The sequence below is a fragment of the Mesorhizobium sp. B2-4-13 genome, from assembly GCF_006658535.1.
Classification (GTDB): Bacteria; Pseudomonadota; Alphaproteobacteria; order Rhizobiales; family Rhizobiaceae; genus Mesorhizobium; species Mesorhizobium australicum.
Genome location: NZ_VFVB01000003.1, coordinates 668,934 through 689,806, shown reverse-complemented (window position 1 = coordinate 689,806; position 20,873 = coordinate 668,934). Strand labels below are relative to the sequence as shown.

Annotated in this window: 16 protein-coding genes; 14 read left to right on the top strand and 2 right to left on the bottom strand. The window is 63.3% G+C overall.

All coding sequences use genetic code 11. The annotated features are described in order from the left end of the window. The first annotated feature begins 14 nt into the window (after positions 1–14). The 8 genes from FJ936_RS11280 (at position 15) to FJ936_RS11245 (ending at position 10,256) form a co-directional block, all read left to right on the top strand. A complete protein-coding gene (locus FJ936_RS11280) occupies positions 15–1,166 on the top strand; it encodes an efflux RND transporter periplasmic adaptor subunit (RefSeq protein ID WP_141906569.1) in 1,152 nt (383 codons plus the stop codon). A gap of 187 nt (positions 1,167–1,353) precedes the next feature. Then, a complete protein-coding gene (locus FJ936_RS11275; protein ID WP_141906568.1) occupies positions 1,354–2,046 on the top strand; it encodes a GntR family transcriptional regulator in 693 nt (230 codons plus the stop codon). 34 nt (positions 2,047–2,080) lie between these two features. After that, on the top strand, positions 2,081–3,187 hold the full coding sequence (locus FJ936_RS11270) for a mandelate racemase/muconate lactonizing enzyme family protein (RefSeq protein WP_140788056.1): 1,107 nt from the start codon (positions 2,081–2,083) through the stop codon (positions 3,185–3,187). A 1-nt stretch (position 3,188) separates the two neighbouring features. Beyond that, complete coding sequence (locus FJ936_RS11265; protein WP_140788054.1) at positions 3,189–4,373, top strand: mandelate racemase/muconate lactonizing enzyme family protein; 1,185 nt, start codon at positions 3,189–3,191, stop codon at positions 4,371–4,373. A 264-nt stretch (positions 4,374–4,637) separates the two neighbouring features. Beyond that, positions 4,638–6,302 (top strand): ABC transporter substrate-binding protein, encoded by a 1,665-nt coding sequence (locus FJ936_RS11260; protein ID WP_015318889.1) that lies wholly within the window; start codon positions 4,638–4,640, stop codon positions 6,300–6,302. Between the two features lie 69 nt (positions 6,303–6,371). Then, entirely contained in the window at positions 6,372–7,325 is a 954-nt protein-coding gene (locus FJ936_RS11255; protein WP_140788123.1) for an ABC transporter permease, read from the top strand. Beyond that, positions 7,322–8,200 carry an ABC transporter permease gene (locus tag FJ936_RS11250; protein ID WP_140788052.1) on the top strand — a complete coding sequence of 293 codons (879 nt, stop codon included), beginning with the start codon at positions 7,322–7,324 and terminating at the stop codon, positions 8,198–8,200. The genes FJ936_RS11255 and FJ936_RS11250 overlap by 4 nt, the downstream gene beginning before the upstream one ends. After that, entirely contained in the window at positions 8,193–10,256 is a 2,064-nt protein-coding gene (locus tag FJ936_RS11245; protein ID WP_141906567.1) for an ABC transporter ATP-binding protein, read from the top strand. Before FJ936_RS11250 ends, FJ936_RS11245 begins: the two co-directional genes overlap by 8 nt. A 14-nt stretch (positions 10,257–10,270) precedes the next feature. On the opposite strand, the gene FJ936_RS11240 is transcribed toward FJ936_RS11245, so the two are convergent. Beyond that, complete coding sequence (locus tag FJ936_RS11240) at positions 10,271–11,173, bottom strand: LysR family transcriptional regulator (RefSeq protein WP_140617358.1); 903 nt, start codon at positions 11,171–11,173, stop codon at positions 10,271–10,273. A gap of 116 nt (positions 11,174–11,289) precedes the next feature. Here FJ936_RS11240 and FJ936_RS11235 point away from each other — a divergent pair, with 116 nt between their 5' ends. The 6 genes from FJ936_RS11235 (at position 11,290) to FJ936_RS11210 (ending at position 19,406) form a co-directional block, all read left to right on the top strand. Then, positions 11,290–12,945 carry an ABC transporter substrate-binding protein gene (locus FJ936_RS11235; RefSeq protein ID WP_140788048.1) on the top strand — a complete coding sequence of 552 codons (1,656 nt, stop codon included), beginning with the start codon at positions 11,290–11,292 and terminating at the stop codon, positions 12,943–12,945. Positions 12,946–13,210: 265 nt separating this feature from the next. Beyond that, the gene (locus FJ936_RS11230; RefSeq protein ID WP_015318895.1) at positions 13,211–14,008 is read left to right on the top strand and encodes a DUF427 domain-containing protein; all 798 of its coding nucleotides are present in this window, start codon (positions 13,211–13,213) and stop codon (positions 14,006–14,008) included. 74 nt (positions 14,009–14,082) lie between these two features. Next, a complete protein-coding gene (locus FJ936_RS11225) occupies positions 14,083–14,847 on the top strand; it encodes an SDR family oxidoreductase (RefSeq protein ID WP_140617360.1) in 765 nt (254 codons plus the stop codon). Positions 14,848–15,313: 466 nt separating this feature from the next. Further along, the gene (locus FJ936_RS11220; protein ID WP_140617361.1) at positions 15,314–16,288 is read left to right on the top strand and encodes an ABC transporter substrate-binding protein; all 975 of its coding nucleotides are present in this window, start codon (positions 15,314–15,316) and stop codon (positions 16,286–16,288) included. A 74-nt stretch (positions 16,289–16,362) separates the two neighbouring features. Continuing rightward, positions 16,363–17,430 carry a glycine betaine/L-proline ABC transporter ATP-binding protein gene (locus tag FJ936_RS11215; protein ID WP_140788046.1) on the top strand — a complete coding sequence of 356 codons (1,068 nt, stop codon included), beginning with the start codon at positions 16,363–16,365 and terminating at the stop codon, positions 17,428–17,430. Further along, positions 17,427–19,406 (top strand): ABC transporter permease subunit, encoded by a 1,980-nt coding sequence (locus FJ936_RS11210; RefSeq protein ID WP_141906566.1) that lies wholly within the window; start codon positions 17,427–17,429, stop codon positions 19,404–19,406. The genes FJ936_RS11215 and FJ936_RS11210 overlap by 4 nt, the downstream gene beginning before the upstream one ends. 10 nt (positions 19,407–19,416) lie before the next feature. On the opposite strand, the gene FJ936_RS11205 is transcribed toward FJ936_RS11210, so the two are convergent. Beyond that, positions 19,417–20,775: an NAD(P)/FAD-dependent oxidoreductase gene (locus tag FJ936_RS11205; RefSeq protein WP_140661467.1), complete on the bottom strand. Its 1,359-nt coding sequence runs from the start codon at positions 20,773–20,775 to the stop codon at positions 19,417–19,419. Between the last annotated feature and the right edge of the window lie 98 nt (positions 20,776–20,873).

Genomic DNA, 20,873 nt, shown 5'->3' with positions numbered 1-20,873 from the left:
ATTGGAGAATCATCATGCGTAAATGGAAAATCGCGTTGGGAACGGCTGTCGCGCTGGGTGCGATCTCGGTGGCCAGTGTCCACCTGCTGGACATGGGCAATCTCAGCCTGAATGCCGGCACGGCCGGGGCCGCGCCGGCTCCAGCAGCGTTCGTCATGCCGGTGCCGGTGGCGAACGTGGTCAAGAAGACGATCCCGATCTATCTCGACTATGCCGCGCGGACCGAGCCGATCCGCAGCATCACGCTGCAGGCACGCGTCCCCGGCTATTTGCAGGAACAGACGGCGCAAGACGGCGCCGACGTGCGGCAAGGCGACCTGCTCTACAGGATCTCGCCCGATGACTTCCAGGCCTCGCTCGACCAGGCGAAGGCACAGGTTCAGCGCGACACGGCGACCCTCGATTATGCACGTTCCAATCTCGGTCGCGGTACCGAACTCGCCAGGAGCGGCTACCTGGACAAGGACAGCTTCGACCAGCGCACCAGCACCTTGCGCGAGGCGCAGGCGTCGCTGGCGCTGAACCAGGCGGCTGTGCGCACGGCCGAGCTCAATTTGAGCTACGCTGAAATCCACGCGCCGTTCGCTGGACGTCTGGGCCGCAACCAGGCTTCCGTGGGAACGCTGGTCAGCGTTGCCGGCACCGTGCTCAACACGCTGGTGCAGCTCGATCCGATCTACGTCACCTTCAATCCGAGCGAGACGGACCTGGCGCAGATCGAGGAAGCGCGTGCCGCCGGCCCGATCGAGGTCGAGGTCCTGCTTCCCGGTGAGACCGAGGCCCACCAGAAGGGCGAGCTCACCTTTATCGACAACACGATCGATCACTCGACCGGCACGATCACCGCACGCGCCACAATCGGCAACGCCAAGTTCACGCTCTTGCCTGGCCAGTATGTTCGCGTGCGGCTGCACGTCAAACAACAGCCCGATGCGCTGATGGTGCCGCAGGTCGCACTGGGATCAAGCCAACTCGGCAAGTATCTCTATGTCGTCGGCAAGGGCAATACGGTCGACCAGCGGCTGGTTTCGCTGGGGCCGACCAGCGGCGACATGGTCGCCATCCTCAGCGGCGTCGCTGAAGGCGACCAGGTGATCACAGGCAATCTGCAGAAGATCGGCCCCGGAATGCCGATTTCGCCCCTGCCACAGAAACCGGCTACCTGACTCCCCCGCAGGCCCGGTTTCCGCGCGGCGCCCCGACCTTTTCTCAGGTCGCGGGCGCCGTTTTCACGAGCAGACCGACCAGGGCGGCGACATTGGCGCTGGGAGACGGAAAAATCCGATCACTTGCTCTTGTTAGATTGTCGACAATCTGATTGTCTCTGCTTCTGTTCTCGCGGGAGTGGGCCGGATGGTGAAGACGGAATTCAGTCCGATTGCCGACACGACACGCCGTGCCGAAATCGTGGCACTGCTCAGACGCGCGATCCTGACCGGTCAGCTCGAGCCAGGCCAGAAGCTCAACGAGCTCAGGATTTCCGAACAGATGCGGGTCAGCCGCGCGCCGTTGCGCGAAGCGATGCGCGAGCTGGTGCAGGAAGGCATCCTGACCAGCATTCCCTATGCCGGCACCTTCGTCATCAATGTCACCGCCAAGGACATCGACGACGCCTATTCGCTCAACAAGGTGCTGGACGAGTTCGCCATCGAGCGGATGTGGGAACTGCGCGACCAGCGCTTTTTCGATGAGCTCGACCGGCGCCACGAAGCGGTGAAGCAGGCGACGCGCAACCGCGACACCACGCGCCAGATCGAGACCGCGCTGCAACTGCATGGCCTGATCCATGAATGGGCCGACAATTCCGTGCTCTTGGAGACCTGGCAAAGGCTGACCAGCCGGTTGCAGATGTATTTCGCCCTGCACCAGCAGGCACGCAAGGAAGCCGTGCCGGCCGAAGACGTTCATGAAACCTATGTGGCGCTGCTCAAGAGCGACGACATGCGTGCCGCCCAGCGCCACACACGAGAGCATATCGACCACGATTTCGAAGAGCTTCTTGCCTATGCGCGCGGCCTCGAAAAGCGTTCGTCGAAAGGCGCCTGACCCTCCCCCTCATCGCGGATAATGGATACCCCACGTGCAGATCGAAACCATCAAAGCCTATCACGTCGTGCAGCCTTTCGTGGACGGCCCCTATCGCATGTCCAAGGGGCGTGTGGCCGACTGCTTCGACGCTGTGATCGTCTCCATCACCTCCGACAGCGGCGTCACCGGCTGGGGTGAGATGGCGCCGCTCGGCAATTTCTACTCGGCCGCCTTCCCGGCCGGCACCCGAGCCGGCGTGCCGGAGATCGCACCGCACCTTATCGGCCAGGACCCGTGCGGGCTGGCCAGCATCGGCCGACTGATGGACACGGTGTTCAAGGGCCATCTCTACATCAAATCGGCGCTCGACATGGCCTGCTGGGATCTGGCGGCGCGTGCCGCCGGCGTACCGCTGGTGACGCTGCTCGGCGGCAGGGAAAGCGACACGGCCGAACTCTACAAGGTCGTCACCCATGGCACGATCGATCAAATGGCCGCACTTGCCAAGCGCATCGTCGAGGACGGTTTCCGCCGGCTCCAGGTCAAGGTCGGCGGCAATGTCCATGACGACGTCGAGCGCGTCATGGCGGTCGCCGCCTCGGTGCCGAAAGGCACTGTCATTTTCTGCGACGCCAATGCCGGGTGGACACCATACCAGGCACGTCAGTTCACTGACGCGACGCGGGCGATCGACTATACGTTCGAGCAGCCTTGCACGACGATCGACGAGAACATGTCGGTGCGCCGCATGCTCGACAAGCCGATGGTGCTCGACGAATCCGTCACCTCGCTGGAGGCGATGCTGGAAATCCATCGCCTCGGCGCGGCGGACGGGCTGACGCTGAAGATCTCGCGGCTCGGCGGCGTCACCAAGACCCGGCTGATCCGTGACGTCGCCGTCGATCTCGGCTTCATGATCACGGTCGAGGATACCGGCGGCGCCGAGATCGACACATCCGCCATGGCGCATCTGTCGCTGTCGACGCCGGAGGAGCGCCGGCTGCACGCGATCGCCTTCCATGAATGGGTGACGGTGCGCACCGCGTCGAACGCGCCGCCGGTCACCGGCAGCCGCATGGGTATTCCCGCCGGCCCAGGCCTTGGCATCGACGTCGTTCCAGACCTGCTCGGCAAGCCCTTCTTCGAAGTTGGACGCTGAGATGAAGATCCGCGGCATCAAGGCCACGCCGATCAATCTTCGCCTCGAAGCGCCCTATGCCTGGGTGTTCGGCGAACTCGACGGTTTTTCGCCTGTTATCGTCGAAGTCGAGACCGAGGACGGCCTTGTCGGGCTGGGCGAAGCACCGACGCCGGCAGCGGCCGCCATCATCAATGATGTTCTTGCCCAGCGGCTGGTCGGCCGCGACGCCTTCGACATTGCCGGCGCCGAACATGTCTGCCTGCCGTTTTGGACCGGCGTGCAGTCGATCAACGACCGCACCCGCATCACGGCCTTCGGCGCCATCGAGATGGCGCTTTGGGACCTGCGCGGCAAGGCCTGGAACCAGCCGCTCTATCAGTTGCTCGGCGGGGCCGTGCGCAAGGACATCCCGTTCACCGACTATTTCTCGCTGCGCGGCGATGGGGATGGTGTCAAGGGCGAGACGACGCCGGAAGAAGTCGCCGACTATTGCGTGGAACTGCACGAGACACACGGCACGACCTTCTTCGAAGGAAAATTCTCGACCGACGACCCAAGGATCTCGCTGAGAATGGTCGAGCTGATCCGCGAAAAACTCGGCGACGATGCGATGATCCGCATCGATTCGAACCAGGCTTACTCGCTCAGCACGGCGCGGCGGCTTGCGCGGCCGCTGGAAGAGCTCGGCGTGCGCAACTGGGAGGATCCGGTGGCGACATCAGAGGAGATGCGCGAACTGCGCCGCCATTGCTCGATCCCGTTCTCGACCCACAATATCGACATCGCGCGCGCCATGGACCTCAAGGTGCCGGATGCATTCGTCGGCAACCCGACCGCGCATGGCGGCGTCGGCCGGATGCTGCGCTTTGTCGGCGCCTGCGAGCACGCGGGCATCGATTTCTGGTGCTACAGCGGCGACAGCGGCATCGGCAGCGCGGCCTACCTGCATCTGTGCGCAGCACTCGGCTGGATCCGGGAGCCGAACCAGTCGCTGTTTCGTATGCAACCTATGGACATCACCGAGGAGGGGCCGTTTTGCCCCAGGAACAATACGGTGCGTGTCCCGGAAGGTCCCGGTCTTGGTGTCACCTTGTCGCGGGAAAATCTCGCGGCGTGCCATCGCGACTTTGCCGAGAACGGCCCTTGCAACAAATATCACGACCCGGCCAAGCCCGGGACATATCGCCGTTTGCCGCTGAACTAGGAGAACGACACGGGAAAGGAGACGTATTTCAAGAACAAGAGTCCGCCGCCGCGATCGATGGCGACGGCAGGAGCGGACGGGTGGAAGCATTGCTCAAGAAAATCTGACCCCCGCGCCGCAAGGATCGGATGGACCAGGAAAAACCGCATGCTACAGTCCCGTGCGACTGACATCGTTGATGGCCGGGACAGGAGAACTCCACGGACTTCGTCAACTGAAAAACGCATTCATCAAACCATAAGAAACAGGGGAAGGGTTAAACCCATGATCAAGAACTACCGCATTCTCGACCTGATCCGGCGCAATCGCTCGCCGCTTGAAAATCACCTGATCGACGGCCTCGTCGACGGCCGTGTCAGCCGCCGCGACTTCATCCGCCATGGCAGCCTGCTTGGCCTGTCGCTGCCGCTGCTTGGAGGCATCACCACGGCTGCCGGCCTTGGCGGCATGCCGTCGCTGGCGCGCGCCCAGGGCGCACCCGGCGCCACCATCCGTGTCGCCAGCAGCGTGCCGGCGGCAGCCATCGATCCCGTCACGATCGCCGACGCCGGCGGCCTGCTGATCATGCAGCAGGTTGCGGAATTCCTCTGCGTCGACGGCCCCGACCTGGTGCTGCAGCCCGCGTTGGCCGAGAGCTGGAAGCCGAACGACAACGGCTCGGTTTGGACCTTCAAATTGCGCAAGGGCGTGAAATTCCACAGCGGCGGCGAAATGAAGGCCGAGGACGTGGTGGCGAGCATCGACCGCCTGGCCGATCCGGCAAACTCATCCAACGCGCTGTCGGTGTTCACCGGTATCCTGTCGAAGGGGGCCAGCAAGAAGGTCGACGACTACACGGTGGAATTCCACCTCGACGCGCCGAACGGCAATTTTCCTTACATGGTCTCGTCGGACAATTACAACGCCGTCATCATCCCGGCGGACTACAAGGGCGACTACGAGAAGAGCTTCGATGGCACCGGCCCGTTCAAGGTGGAGAAATACACGCCGAAGGTCGGCGCTTCCTTCGTCCGCAACGAGAACTACTGGGGAGCGAAGGCGCTGCCTGACCGTACCGAGTTCACCTTCTTTACCGACGTGCAGCCGATGATCCTGGCGCTGCAGGGTGGGCAGGTCGACATCATCAACCAGATGCCGGTGCTGGCCGGCGTGGCCCTGCTCAACGATCCGGGCTTCGAAATCATCAGCCTGAAGTCGTCGGCTCACCAGCAACTGCATCTGCGCTGCGACGACGGCCCATTGAAGGATGCACGCGTGCGCCGCGCCATCGCGCTCTGCCTCGATCGCGACAAGCTCGCCGCCGGCCTGATGAAGGGACGCTCGGCGCTTGGCAATGACAGCCCATTCGCCGCGGTCTACCCCTCGACCGATACGAGCATACCGCAGCGCAAGCAGGACATCGCGCAGGCCAAGCAGCTCATGGAAGCGGCCGGTGCCGGCAAGGGCTTCAAGATCACGCTGACCACCGAGCGCTATCTCGAAATCCCCGAATATGCCCAGCTCATCCAGAACTGGGTCAAGGAGATCGGCATCGAGCTCGAACTCAATATCCTCGACCAGAGCGCCTATTATGGCGACGCGGTGTTCGGCAAATCGAACTGGCTGGATTCGGTGATGGGCATCACCGACTATGGCCATCGCGGCGTGCCGAATGTTTATCTTGCCGCTCCCCTGAAGAGCGACGGCACCTGGAATGCCGCGCACTTCAAGAACAAGGACTACGACGCGCTGGCGACCAGCTATATCGCGGCGCTCGACCTCGAGGCGCAGAAGGCTGACGCCGGCAAGATCCAGAAGCTTCTGCTCGAGGAAACGCCTGTCATCTTCGGCTATTTCTACGACTACCTGACGGCGACGGCGAAGGGCGTGGCCGGCGTGCAACCGACAGCCATGTCGCAGCTGTTCCTCGAAAAGGCATCGAAGGCGTAAGCGAAAAGGGAAAGCCAGTCCTCTAACAGCCAGCTCCCCAGGGGGCTGGCTTTGCAAGGAGTCTTAGCCATTCTCTCCTTCTTTGCGCGGCGTGTGTCCCTGTCCCTGGTGACGCTGTTCCTGCTCAGCATCATGGTGTTCCTGGGCGGCCAGGTCCTGCCTGGCAATGTCGGGCGCGCGATCCTCGGTCCGTTCGCCGACCAACGCGCGGTCGACGCGCTCAATCACACGCTCGGCGTCGATCGCCCGCTGCTCATCCAGTACTGGAGCTGGATCTCGAACTTCGTCCAGGGCGACATGGGCACCTCCTACATATTCCGCTCGCCGGTGGCGCCCTTCGTCATCGGTGCGCTTGGCAATTCGATGAAGCTGGCGGCGGTCGCCTTCGTGCTGGTGGTGCCGATCGGCATCCTCGGCGGCGTCATTGCCGCACTCAACCTCAACCGCCCGCTCGACCGCATGATCAGCCTCGGCGGCCTGTCGGTGACGGTGCTGCCGGAATTCGTCACCGGCATCATCCTGATCCTGATCTTCGGCGTGTGGCTGCGCTGGCTGCCGATCTCGGCCGCGTGGCCCAGGGATGCCGGCTTCTTCACCCAGCTCTATTACCTGATCCTCCCGTCGCTGCCGCTGTTCCTGGTGCTGTTCGGCTATATTGCGCGCATGGCGCGTTCCGGCATGATCGAGGCGCTCGATTCCGACTATACGCGAACCGCCGTGCTCAAGGGCCTGCCCTGGCGCACGGTGATCTGGCGCCATGTGCTGCGCAATGCGCTGTTGCCGACCATCACCGTCATCGCGACCCAGACCGGCTATCTCATCGGCGGCCTTGTCGTGATCGAGACGCTGTTCCGCTACCAGGGCATCGGCTCGCTGATCTTCACCGCCGCGCGCGGCAAGGATTTTCCGATGCTGGAATCCGGCATCCTCACCATCGGCATCGTCTATGCGGTGGCCACATTGATCGCCGACTTCCTCTACTCCGTGCTCAATCCGCGCATCCGCCTGGGGTCAGACCAATGAGCGCCGTCCAGACCCCCTCCCCCGCGCAGGACGACATGCGGCGCCGTGGCCCGCTGGCCGAAGTGTTTTTTTCACTGCTGCGCTCGCGAACGTTCCTCGTCGGCATCGCCATCGTGCTGTTCTGGGTCGTCTGCGCGCTGTTTGGCGAACATTTTGTCCCCTACGATCCGCTCGCCGACGACATCATCAACTCGCTGGCGCCGCCTTCGCGCGAACACTGGTTCGGCACCGACCAGATCGGCCGCGACGTGTTCTCACGCGTCATCGTCGGCTCGCGCGATATCCTCACCGTCGCGCCCCTGGCGACCTTGCTGGCGACGGTCGCCGGCACCGCGCTCGGCCTGCTCACCGGCTATTTCCGCGGCCTCGTCGACGATGTCGTCAGCCGCATCCTTGAAGCCTTCATGGCGATCCCCGTGGTGATCGTGGCGCTGCTTGCCATCGTCGCGCTGGGCACGTCCAAGACCACCGTCATCATCGTCATCGGGCTGAGCTTCGCGCCGATCATCGCGCGCACCGTGCGTTCGGCGGTGCTGGCCGAGCGCGAGCTCGACTATGTCGCCGCCGCACAGCTCAGGCATGAGAGCGCGCTGCATACGATGTTCGTCGAGATCCTGCCCAACGTCATCCCGCCGATCCTGGTCGAGACCACGGTGCGGTTGGGCTACGCCATCTTCGCGGTCGCTACCCTCTCCTTCATGGGCTTTGGCATCCAGCCGCCGTCACCCGACTGGGGGCTCTCCATTTCCAGCAATTACGGCATGATCGGCGGCGGCTTCTGGTGGACGGTGCTGTTCGACGCACTCGCCATCGCCTCGCTGGTGATCGGCGTCAACCTGGCCGCCGACGGCGTGCATGGGGCCTTCAATGACTGAACCCACCAATACATCGACCGGGAAGGCAAAGGACGCGCTTGATATCAAGGATCTGTCGGTCGCCTACCGGGTCGCCGGCCGCAATCGCGCGGTGCTGCGCGATCTCAGCCTCACCATCGGTCAGGGCGAGGCCTATGGGCTGGTCGGCGAATCCGGCTGCGGCAAGTCGACTGTAGCCCTCACGGTGGTGCGCTACCTCCCGCGCAACGGCTCGATATCAGGTGGCGCCATCTCACTCGACGGCCAGGACGTGATGAAGCTCGACGCGGAGGCGCTTCGGCGCGCGCGCGCCGAAAGCGTCTCCATGGTCTATCAGGACCCGGGAAAGGCGCTAAACCCGTCGATCCGCATCGGCCGGCAATTGACCGAAATTTTCGAGCTTGGCGGCATCACGGGCCAAGCTGCCACCGATCGCGCCATCGCCATGCTGAACCGCGTGCGCATCTCCGATCCGCCAAGCGTCATGCAGCGCTATCCCCACCAGCTGTCGGGCGGCATGCAGCAGCGCGTGGCGATCGCCATGGCGCTGGCCAATGATCCCTCGATGCTGATCCTCGACGAGCCGACTACCGGCCTCGACGCGACCGTCGAGGCCGAGGTGCTCGACCTCATCGCGCAGCTCAGGCAGGAACTGTCGGCGTCGATCCTGTTCATCAGCCACAATCTCGCCGTCGTCTCCAACATGTGCGACCGGGTCGGCGTGCTCTATGCCGGCATGCTGGTCGAGGAAGGACCGACCGATGTCGTCTTCAACGATCCGCGCCACCCCTACACGGTGGCGCTGCTGCGTTGCCTGCCGCGCGGCGGCCAGCGCAAGGACCAGGGCCGGCTCGACACCATCCCTGGCTTCCTGCCCGGCATCGGCGCTGACATTAAGGGCTGCGCCTTCGCCGACCGCTGCGCGCTGGCCGCCGACCGCTGCCGCACCGAATTGCCGCCGCTCTATGATCTGACCGACGAGCGCGGGAGGCGGCTGTCGCGCTGCCACTACCACGACCAGGCGCAGGCCCTGCCACGTACCACGCCCGCCAACGTTGTGCCCGCACCGAAACCCACGACGGCGCCGGTGCTGCGCGTCGCCGGGCTGAACAAGACCTACGCCAGCCACGGCCATGCACTGCGCGCCGTCAAGGACGTTTCGCTCGATCTCAGGCCCGGCGAGACGCTCGGGCTGGTCGGCGAATCCGGCTCGGGCAAGACCACCTTCGCCAGGCTGCTGCTCGGGCTGGTGCCTCCCGATGAGGGCGGCACCATCGAGCTCGAGGGCAAGGCGCTGGCGCCGAAGCTGGAGAACCGCGGCGACGACCAGGTCAAGGCGATGCAGATCGTCTTCCAGAACCCGGACTCCGCCCTCAACCGCTCGCATTCGATCCGCCATCTGATCGGCCGTGCGCTGAAGCGGCTGGCGGGCTTGAGGGGTGCCGCACTGGAGGCACGCCTCAACGATCTCGTCCGCTCGGTGCGGCTGACTGAACGGCATCTGGCCGTCAAGCCGCGCCAGCTGTCGGGAGGGCTGAAACAGCGCGTTGCCATAGCGCGCGCCTTCGCCGGCGACCCGCGCATCGTCGTCTGCGACGAGCCGACCTCGGCGCTCGACGTTTCCGTCCAGGCGGCGATCCTCAACCTGCTCGCCGACCTGCAGGCCAAGGAAGACGTCAGCTACATCTTTATTTCGCATGACCTTGGCGTGGTGCGTTATCTCTCCGACAAGATCGCCGTGCTCTATCTCGGCCGCATCATGGAGATCGGCCCATCGGAGGACGTTTTTTCCGGACCGCATCACCCCTACACCGAGGCGCTGCTATCGGCCGTGCCCAAGCTCGGTCAGACCGAGACGGCACGCATCCGGCTCGATGGCGAAATCCCCAGCGCCACCAACCCGCCATCGGGCTGCGTCTTCCACACGCGCTGCCCACGCAAGATCGGGCCGATCTGCGAACAGCAGGAGCCGCCGCTCGCCGAGGCCGAGCCGGGGCATTCGATCCGTTGCCACATTCCCTATGCCGAGTTGAGGCGGCTGCAGAAACCGGCGGCGGTCGCAGCCCTGCCGGCGTAAGCGGCCCGCATCCATCACGCCTGGCCGGTCATGCTGAAGGAGCGGTCCCCCTCGGCAAAGCCCCGATCACCGGTCCAGTCCCTTGCCAGTGTCCGCAATCCGGTCAACGCGACGTCGAGCACATCCGACGATGCGGGATTGCTGGGATAGGCGAGATAGATCGGCCGCTGAAACACAGGCGCATCCTCGATGCGTTTCATCTCACCGTTCTCGATGTAGCCGCTGACGGCACTGAGCGGCAGATAGGCCGCGGCTTTTTGCGACAACACGTGCTGCAGGCCGATGAAGACCAGCCCGGCCGAGATTGCCGGCTGCACCATGCCGGCGAAGGCACGGTCGTGCTCGATGCGGAATTCGAGCCCCCAATCCATCAGGATGTAGTTCTGCGTCCACGGTCCTGCCTGTGCGGAATGCTGGACAAGCACGACCTGATCGACGGCCAGCGTCTCGTAGACGATGCCGGGATGCGGCCGCGGCAGATAGAGAATGCAGATGTCGAGCAGTCCTTCGGCCAATTGGTCGATCGCCAGGTCGGGAAAGCTTCCTTCGAGCCGCAGCGCCACGTTCGGCCGCTGGGCCCGCATCCACGCGATCCATGGCGAGGTGACGCGATCCCAGAGATAGGCGGGCGCGGTGAAGCGCAACAGCGACTCGTAACCGTCGGGAACAGCGATGTCCTGCCGCGATTGCTCCCAAGTGCGGGTGATGGAGGAGGCGTGCGGGAGGAACTGCCAGCCAGCCGGCGTTAGCGTGACGCCGTCGCGATCTCTTACGAAAAGCCGGCGCCCCAACTGCTCCTCCAGCCCCCTTATCCGGGCGCTGACCGTTGACTGCGCGAGATTGAGCCGGCTGGCCGCGACCGTGAAACTGCCATGCTCGGCGACCTCCAGGAAGCTGCGCAGGTTTTCGGTATCCATGCCATCACTCCAGCATCGAAAATTTCGATGGGCCCCATCAAAAAATATCGCTTTCCGGTCGCGGTCAACAATGACCTAAATGGCCATTCTCCCGAGGGCAAGCGAGGAATGCAGCCATGCCAAGGCATTTCATGACGATCGACGCCGCCCGCAAAAGCCTCACGGAAATCGAAAATTCCGCTGTCGACGAGTTGCTGGCAGGCAGGCTCGACCGGCGTAATTTTCTCCGCCACGGCAGCATGCTTGGCCTGTCGCTGCCGTTGCTTGGCGGCATTTTGGGAGCGGCCGGTTTCGGCACGCGAAAGGCCCGCGCCGAGGGCAAGCCGGGCGGCACGGTGCGCGCCGGCGTGGCCACGCCCGGCGGTGCCATCGATCCCGTCACCTTCTATGACAGTGGCAGCTATCAGCTGGTTTTCCAGACCGCCGAATTCCTTTGCACCACCCAGCCGGATCTGACCTTGAAGCCGGTTCTGGCGGAAAGCTGGTCGCCCAATGCGGACGGCAGCGTCTGGACCTTCAAGCTGCGCAAGGGCGTAAAATTCCACAATGGTGAGGAATTCAAAGCCGACGACGTCGTCGCAACGTTCGACCGGCTGGCCGATCCCAACGGCGCCTCCAACGCGCTGTCGGTGTTCAAGGGCCTGTTGTCGAAGGGTGGAACCCGGAAGGTCGACGATCACACCGTCGCCTTCCATCTCGATGCGCCGAACGGCAGCTTTCCCTATTCGGTGTCGATCGACAATTACAACGCCGTCATCCTGCCGGCGAGCTACAAAGGCGATTACGAAAAGACTTTTGAGGGTACCGGGCCGTTCCGGATGGAGACCTATACGCCGAAGGTTGGCGCGACCTTCGTGCGCAATCCCGACTATTGGGGTGAGAAGGCATTGCCCGACCGGCTCGAATTCAAGTTCTACGGTGACGTGCAGCCGCGCATCCTGGCGCTGCAGGCCGGCGAGGTCGACATTCTCGACGCGGTTCCGCTCGATGTCAGCCAGGTGGTGCTGAACAGCCCCGACATCATGGTGCTGCGCGTCGCCTCGACCGCGCATCGCCAGTTGCACATGCGCTGCGACATGGCGCCCTTCACCGACAAGCGCGTGCGCCAGGCGCTGGCGCTTAGCGTCGACCGGTCCAAGCTGGTCGACGGACTGTGCCGCGGCATGGCGGCGACCGGCAATGACAGCCCGTTCGCGCCGGCCTTCCCGGCCACCGACAAGTCGGTGCCGCAACGCACGCAGGATATCGCCGAGGCCAAGCAACTCATGGAGGCGGCGGGGCTTGCCGATGGTTTCGACATCACACTGACGACGTTGCGCTACTCCGATATTCCCGGCTACGCGCAGCTGTTCCAGAATTTCGCCAAGGAGATCGGCGCCCGCATCTCGCTCAACATCGAAGACCAGGACAAATATTACGGCAAGGCCGTATTCGGCCAATCGGACTGGCTGGACAGCCCGCTCGGCATCACCGACTACGCTCATCGCAGCGTGCCGAATGTGTTCCTCAAGAGCCCGCTGGTCAGCGACGGCGCCTGGAACGCGGCGCATTTCAAGAGCCCTGCCTATGACGGCATGGTCACGAGCTATCTCAAGGCGCTCGATATCGCCGCGCAGCGCGCGGCAGCCTCCGACATCCAGAAACTGCTGCTCGACGAGACACCCATCATCTTCAGCTACTTCCCCGATCTCCTGGTGCCGGTGCGCAAGAATGTCAGCGGCTTGCCGCCGATCGCCGCCGGGCTGCTGCTCGATCGGGTGTCGCTGGGGTAGAGGCTGCCAAGATCATGCTCGGCAGGCAGAAGCAATATTGGACGGCTCCGTGTTTCGGGCGTGAGGCTATCCGGCAACAGGCCCGCGACGAACGATGGGGGGCCATCGCTCCAACGGTTCGACACCGGCAAACGCCCACCGTCCGGAAGCCCTCGCCGGCCGTCGGCCCAGCCTCATATCGTCCTAACCACGCGCCGACGACAGACAGAAACAGGAGACTACCATTCGCAAGCCTCATCTGCGCGGTCGCGGACCGCATTTCCCCGTGCTCGACACTATCGAGCAGTACGAGTTCGAGCCCGGCTATGTCGCCTTCACCATGCCGTCGCTGAAGCGGCTGCGGGTCCAGGTCGGCTCGATGACCGTTGCCGACACCACCAAGGCATTGGTGTTGTACGAATCCGATCATCTGCCGGTCTACTATTTCCCGATCGAGGACGTGCGCGAGGAGTTCCTGCTGCCCTCAAAGACGACGACGGAAGATCCGTACAAGGGCGTTGCCACGCACTACTCGCTCAATACAGGCATCACCTTGGTCGAAGACGGTGCATGGCGCTATCTCGATCCGGTCAAGGGTTGTCCGCCGATCGCGGGCTACATGTCGTTCGTGTGGAGCAAGATGGGCCACTGGTTCGAGGAAGACGAGGAGATTTTCGTGCACGCCCGCGACCCGTTCCGCCGCGTCGACTGCCTGCCGTCGTCGCGGCGCGTCCAGGTCATCCTCGATGGCGAGCAGGTCGCCGATTCACGGCGCGGCGTGTTCCTGTTCGAAACCGGCCACCCGGTGCGCCACTATCTGCCGATCTCCGACACGCGGCTCGATATGTTCGCGCCCAGCCGTTACATCTCACGCTGCCCTTACAAGGGCATTTCCAACTATTATCACGTGACCACGCCCAAGAAACGGCACGAGAACATGGTCTGGTACTATCCGGAGCCGGTGCATGAGGCAGAACGCATCAAGGGACTGGTCTGCTTCCACCACGAACTGGTCGACAAGATCCTGGTCGATGGGGTCGAGATCTCAAAGGAAGCCACGGCCGCGTCCGACGGATATTTCTAGGCATGCCGCAGCCCGCTGAAGGCTTGATCGAGATATAGGTCAGCGCATACCCTCCTTGAGCAGGAGGGCTATCGATGGATCTTTTTAAACTGGACGGCGACGTTGCGCTGGTCACCGGGGCTGGCAGCGGCATTGGCCAGGCAATCGCGATCGGACTGGCCGAGGCAGGCGCCGATGTCGCTTGTTTTGGCCATGCGTCGAAGGGTGGGCTGGACGAAACCGCTCACCGGGTCACGGCACTCGGCCGCAGGGCGCTGGTGCTGACGGGCACAGTGACGTCGGAGGGCGACCTGGCCACGGCCATCGATCGCGTCGAAGCCGAACTCGGCCCGTTGACGGTCGCCGTCAACAATGCCGGCATTGCCGGCTCCGAACCAGCGGAGACACTGGCGCTGGAAACATGGCGGAAGGTGCACGAGGTCAATGTCGCCGGCGTGTTCCTGTCCTGCCAGGCAGAAGCGCGCAAGATGCTGGCGCGGGGCAAGGGCTCGATCATCAACATCGCCTCGATGTCGGGCACCATCGTCAATCGCGGACTGACGCAGGCGCATTACAATTCCTCGAAGGCCGCCGTCATCCACATGTCGAAGAGCCTCGCCATGGAGTGGGCCGACCGCGGCCTGCGCGTCAACGTCGTCAGCCCGGGCTACACGCTGACGCCGATGAACAAACGGCCGGAGGTGGCCGAAGAGGTGAAGATCTTCAAACGCGACACGCCGATGGGACGCATGGCGGCGCCGGAGGAAATGGTCGGGCCGACGGTTTTCCTGGCCAGCCGCGCGTCGAGCTTCGTCACCGGCCTCGACCTGATCGTCGATGGCGGCTACGTCTGCTGGTAAACAGGGCGTGCGACCCGTGTCCCGCCGTCGTCGGCCGGCTTCGCCTGCGGTCTGGAATTCTGCTTCTTCGCGGCGTTAGTCGTTGCGCGGCATGAACGTTGGTATATATATTTTCATCCTGTGAAACCGCGCTGGCGAAATGGGGCTTGCCAGGGCGACAGCCGAGAGCAATTCCGCCGGAAATGCTCGGGATCATGGGACCTTGATGGCTCGCATGTTGCATGGCGCCGCAGGACTGACAATCGATCCGCGGACGATCGCCATCGCGGCGATCGATCGGCCATGAGACTGGCTGTCTCGGCAGCGTCCGTCATCACCGAAACCGAGCCTCATCGCGCCTGTGCCGGCTTTGGCCCCGACATGGCGAGAACGGTCTTGCACAACCGCCTGCCTTTCCAACACAATCAAGAAAAGACGCAACAAGGGAACGACCAATAACCGTCACAGCTTGAAGGAGAACCAAGCAATGCCATTCCGCAGTGTGATATCGAAATCCTCAATGGGAGCTTTTGCACTTGCCGCGGCAAGTGTCCTGACGCCGACAGCGCAGGCAGCGGCGCCGGAATCCAACGACCCGATCAAGATCGCGCTGTTCGACTGGACCAGCGTCAATCTCAACGCCAAGATCCTCGGCGGCATCCTGGAAAAGCTCGGCTATACCGTCGAATACCCGACCGCCGACTATCTCTCCAGCCTGACAACCGGCCTCACCAATGGCGATATCGATGTCGGCCTGGAATTCTGGGATACGACGGCAGGCGAAGCGATGAAGGCCTCCGACGCCACGGGCCAGACCGAAAGGCTCGGCAAGCTCGGCCCGAAGGCCAAGGAAGAGTGGTGGTTTCCCGAATACATGAAGGAGAAATGTCCGACTTTGCCGGACTGGCACGCTCTGCTCGACGCCACTTGCGCGGCATCGTTCTCGACCGCCGAGACGGCGCCAAAGGGGCGCTATCTCGGCGGCCCGGTGACCTGGGAAGGCTTTGACGACGAGCGTGTCGCGGCGCTGAAGCTGCCCTTCACCGTGATCCATGCCGGCACTGATGCCGCGATGTTCGCCGAGTTGGACTCCGCCTATCAGCGCAAGGCGCCGATCATGCTGTGGATCTATTCGCCGCATTGGGCGCCTGCAAAATACAAGGGCGAATGGGTGCAATTCCCCGAATACACGCCCGAATGCTACACCGACCCGAAATGGGGCGTGAACCCGGACGCCAAATACGACTGCGGCAAACCGCATGGCGAGATCTGGAAGTACTCCTGGAACGGCATGAAAGACAAATGGCCGGTCGCCTACAAAGTGGCCAAGGCCTACACGATCGACACCGACGAGTTGAACAAGATGAGCGGCGAGATCGATCTTGACGGCAAGACGCCGGAAGACGTCGCCGCCGCCTGGATCGCCGCTCACGAGGCAGACTGGAAAGCCTGGGCGCAGTGACCTCCGACTGGAAAGGGAGGCCCGGCTGTTGACCGGCCGGGCCTCAATTCCTGATGTTCCAGAAGGGCGACTGAATGACGGAAGCGATTGAACAGGCATCCGACGCGACGGATGCCCGGCCGATAAAACTTGCTTGCCGCAACGTCTGGAAACTGTTCGGCTCGAACGCCGCCAATTTCATCCGCGAGCGTGACGGCAAGGCCAGTATGGCGGAGGTCTCGGCGGCAGGCCTTGTGGGCGCGGTGCGCGCCGTCGACCTCGAAATCCGCCAGGGCGAGATCTTCATCATCATGGGCCTGTCCGGCTCCGGCAAATCGACCCTGGTGCGCTGCATGTCGCGGCTGGTCGAGCCGACACATGGCAAGGTCGAATTCGAAGGCAAGGACCTGCTCAAGATTTCCGATGCCGCCCTGATCGAGCTCAGGCGCCATCGCATGGGCATGGTGTTCCAGAATTTCGCGCTGTTGCCGCATCTCAACGTGCTCGACAACATCGCCTTTCCTCTGAGTATCCAGGGACAGGATCGGCCGACACGCGAGGCGCGCGCCCGGGAAGTCATCGAACTCGTCGGTCTGCGCGGCCGCGAGCATTTCTATCCGCGCGAACTGTCGGGCGGCCAGCAGCAGCGCGTCGGCATCGCCCGCAGCCTCGCCACCAAGCCGGAGATCTGGTTTCTCGACGAGCCGTTCTCGGCGCTCGATCCGCTGATCCGCCGCGAGATGCAGGACGAGCTGATGCGGCTGCAGACCATGCTGCACAAGACCATTGTCTTCATCACCCATGATTTCGACGAGGCCATCAGGCTGGCCGACCGCATCGCTATCATGAAGGACGGCCAAGTCATCCAGATCGGCACGCCGGAGGAACTGGTGGTCAATCCGGCGACCGACTATGTCGCCGAGTTCACCCGCGACGTCGACCGCGCCAAGGTGATCTCGGCGCGCAGCCTGATGCGTAGCTGCGATGGCGCCGAGCACGGCGGCACGGTGGCGCCCGAGGCCAAGATATCGAGTTTTTCGGCCAGCATCGTTGCCGCCGGCAAACCCTTCGCCGTGATCAACGGCACCGGCATCCCGATCGGCGAAGTGACGCCGCAAGCGGTGATCGATCTTCTGGCCGGCATCGAGCGAGCCGGCGCATGACGGTAACGGCAAACGCCAGCCGGACAAGGCCGCCGATCCAACGGTGGCTGGTGATCTGGGTGCTGGCGCTTGCCGCCGTGCTAGTGATGTTCCTGCTGCAGGACAGGCTGCCATGGGCCGTCAACTACCCGGTCGAGCGGGTCGTCCCCGTCGCCGACTGGGTCAGCGCGCTGATGGGCTGGATCAAGTCGAACCTGTCCTGGCTGACGCGCTCGGTCACCGCGGTGCTCGGCGTGCCGCTCGACTTCGCGCTCAATCTCTTGGCCAAGAATTTCAAGTTCGGCCATGGCGCCGACGCTTTCGTGCTGCCGCGTTTGTCCTGGGTTGGCGTCTGCGCCGTCGCCTTCCTCGCCGGCCATGCGGCGGGAGGCAGGAAGCTCAGCCTGCTGGTTGGCGGATGTTTCCTCTACATCGCGCTGTTCGGCCAATGGACCAGTGCCATGCTGACCCTGGCGCTGATCTCGATCGCGGTGCCGTTCTGTATTCTCACCGGGCTATTCGCCGGCATCTGGGCCTGGCGCACCCCGTGGGCCGAGCGGCTTGTGGTCTCCCCAGCACTTGACCTGATGCAGACGATCCCGACCTTCGCCTATCTCATCCCGATGCTACTGCTGTTCGGCAACAGCCCGGTCTCGGCGATGATCGCCACCGCCATCTTCGCCACGCCGCCGATGGTGCGGGCGACGATGCTGGGCCTGTCTCGGGTGCCGACCGAGATCGACGATTTCAGCGAGATGGCAGGCTGCACGGCGCGGCAGAAATTGTGGCGCGTGCTGCTGCCGTCGGCACGGCCGACACTGATGGTCGGCGTCAACCAGGTGATCATGCTCGCACTCAACATGGTGATCATCGCTTCGATGATCGGCGCCGGCGGCCTGGGCTACGACGTGCTTTTGGCGCTTCGCGCGCTCAAGGTCGGCGAGGCGATGGAAGCCGGGCTTGCCATCGTCGCACTGGCCATCGCGCTCGACCGGCTGAGCCAGGCCATTGCCCACAAGCAGGCGAAGGGCAATGTCCACCGATCCGGGAGCCCGGAGTTCTGGCGCCGCTACCCCAATCTGACGCTCGCCATTGCCATCCTTGCCGTTACCACTCTGCTCGGCCTGTTCGTACCCGCCTTCGCGGCCGTGCCCAAGGCGATCACCTTCACCACCGCGCCACTGTGGAAAGCGGCGGTGAACTGGGTGACGATCAACTTCTTCGATCTCATCGAAGCCTTCCGTGTGGCGCTGATCCTCAATGTGCTCAATCCGCTGCGCGCCTTCTGCGAGGGCTTCCCTTGGCTGGGCGCGGTGTTCGTGCTCGGCCTTGCCGGCTACCAGCTTTCCGGCCCGCGGCTGGCCATCCTGGTGGCAATGCTGACCGCTTTCTGCGCGGTCACCGGCCTGTGGGAAAAGACCATGGCGACGGTCTATCTCTGCGGCATCTCCGCCTTCATCGCCTGCCTGATCGGCATTCCCATCGGCCTGATGGCTGCCCGTAGCGACCGTTTCGAAAAGATCGTCACACCCGTCATCGACACCCTGCAGGTGCTGCCGTCCTTCTGTTTCATCATCCCGGTCGTGATGCTGTTCAGGGTTGGCGACGTGACGGCGATGATTGCAACGATAGCCTTCGCCGTGGTGCCGGCGATCCGCTACACCAATCACGGCATAAGGCAGGTGCCGCCGGCACTGATCGAGGCAGCGAAAGTGTCGGGCTGCACCCCGCGCCAGACCTTTTTTCGCGTGCAATTGCCGCTGGCGCTGCCAGAGATCATGCTCGGCGTCAACCAGACCATCCTGATGGCGTTGGCAATGATCATCATCTGCGCCATGGTCGGCACGCGCGATCTCGGCCAGGAAGTGTTCATCGCGCTATCGAAAGCCGATTCCGGCCGCGGCATCGTCGCCGGCCTCGCCATCGCCTTCATCGGCATCGTCGCCGACCGGCTGTTCAATGCCTGGACGGCCAAGGCGCGGGCAAGGCTTGGATAGCGGCGGCGGCCTACTCGGCCGCCACCCCTTTCACCTCGAGATAGCTTTCCATTGAATCGTCCAGTGCCTGCAGCCAGGGCGTGTGATGCAGCGGCGCCATGGTGCCGGTCATCAGCGAGCGATAGGAATGATCGCGGAAGCTCATAATGTCTTCGGCCTTGTGGTGCTCCCACTCCATGAAGGTCTGGTTGACCGCCTCGACGTCGAAGCCGGGATAGTCGGTCTGGTCCATCAATTCCTTGGTGTAGTCGCCCTGGAACCAGATCATCTGCTCGGCGTCCTCCAGCGTCTCCTCGCGGGCGCGCCATTTGGCGCCATGCGCTGCCATCGCCTCGGCCGACGGCAGCTTGATGCGGCCCATGATGACGTCGCGCGCGAACCAGGCCTGCGCGTCGAACATGTTGAAGGTGTAGAATTGGTCCTGCATGCCGATATAGGACAGCTTCGGGTTCTTCTCCCAGACAACGCCCTCGTAGAGGTCCAACGGCCACATGCGGTTGGCGGTCTTGAGCTTGAGATCGTCAGTCAGGAACGGGAAGGAATGGAGATAGCCGGTGCACAGGATGATGGCGTCGACATCCTTGGTCGTGCCGTCCTTGAAATGCGCCGTCTTGCCGACGACCTTTTGCAGCAGCGGCACTTCCTTCCAATTCTCGGGCCATTTGAAGCCCATCGGTTTGGAACGATAGCTGGAGGTGATCGACTTGGCGCCATATTTGTAGCACTGCGAACCGATGTCCTCGGCCGAATAGGAGCGGCCGATGATCAGGATGTCCTTACCCCTGAACTCCATCGCGTCGCGGAAATCGTGGCTGTGCAGGATGCGGCCGTTGAAGGTCGAGAAGCCCTCGAAATAGGGCACGTTGGGCACAGAAAAATGCCCGGAGGCGACGACGACATTGTCGAACTCTTCCGAATAGGTCACGTCGTTGGTGCGGTCATGCGCGGTGACGGTGAATTTCTTCGTCTCGTCCGAGAAGGTGACCATACGCACCGGGCTGTTGAAGCGCACCCATTTGCGTAGGCCCGACTTCTCGACGCGGCCCTTGATGTAGTCCCACAACACCGCACGTGGCGGGTAGGAGCCGATCGGCCGGCCGAAATGCTCTTCGAATGTGTAGTCGGCGAATTCCAGGCATTCCTTCGGCCCGTTCGACCAGAGATAGCGGTACATCGAGCCGTGCACGGGATCGCCATGTTCGTCGAGGCCGGTACGCCAGGTGTAGTTCCACAGGCCACCCCAGTCGGACTGCTTTTCGAAGCAGACGATCTCGGGAATCTCGGCGCCCTTGTCGGCCGCCGACTTGAAAGCCCTGAGTTGGGCCAGACCGGACGGTCCGGCTCCGATGACGGCAACGCGAGTGTTCATTCCGGGCCTCCTTTTTTGATTTCCCCAGCGAAACAAATTTCACTGGCAGTGACAGTAATTGGCCTCTTGGTGCTGTCAACAGACATCTGCTGGAACGG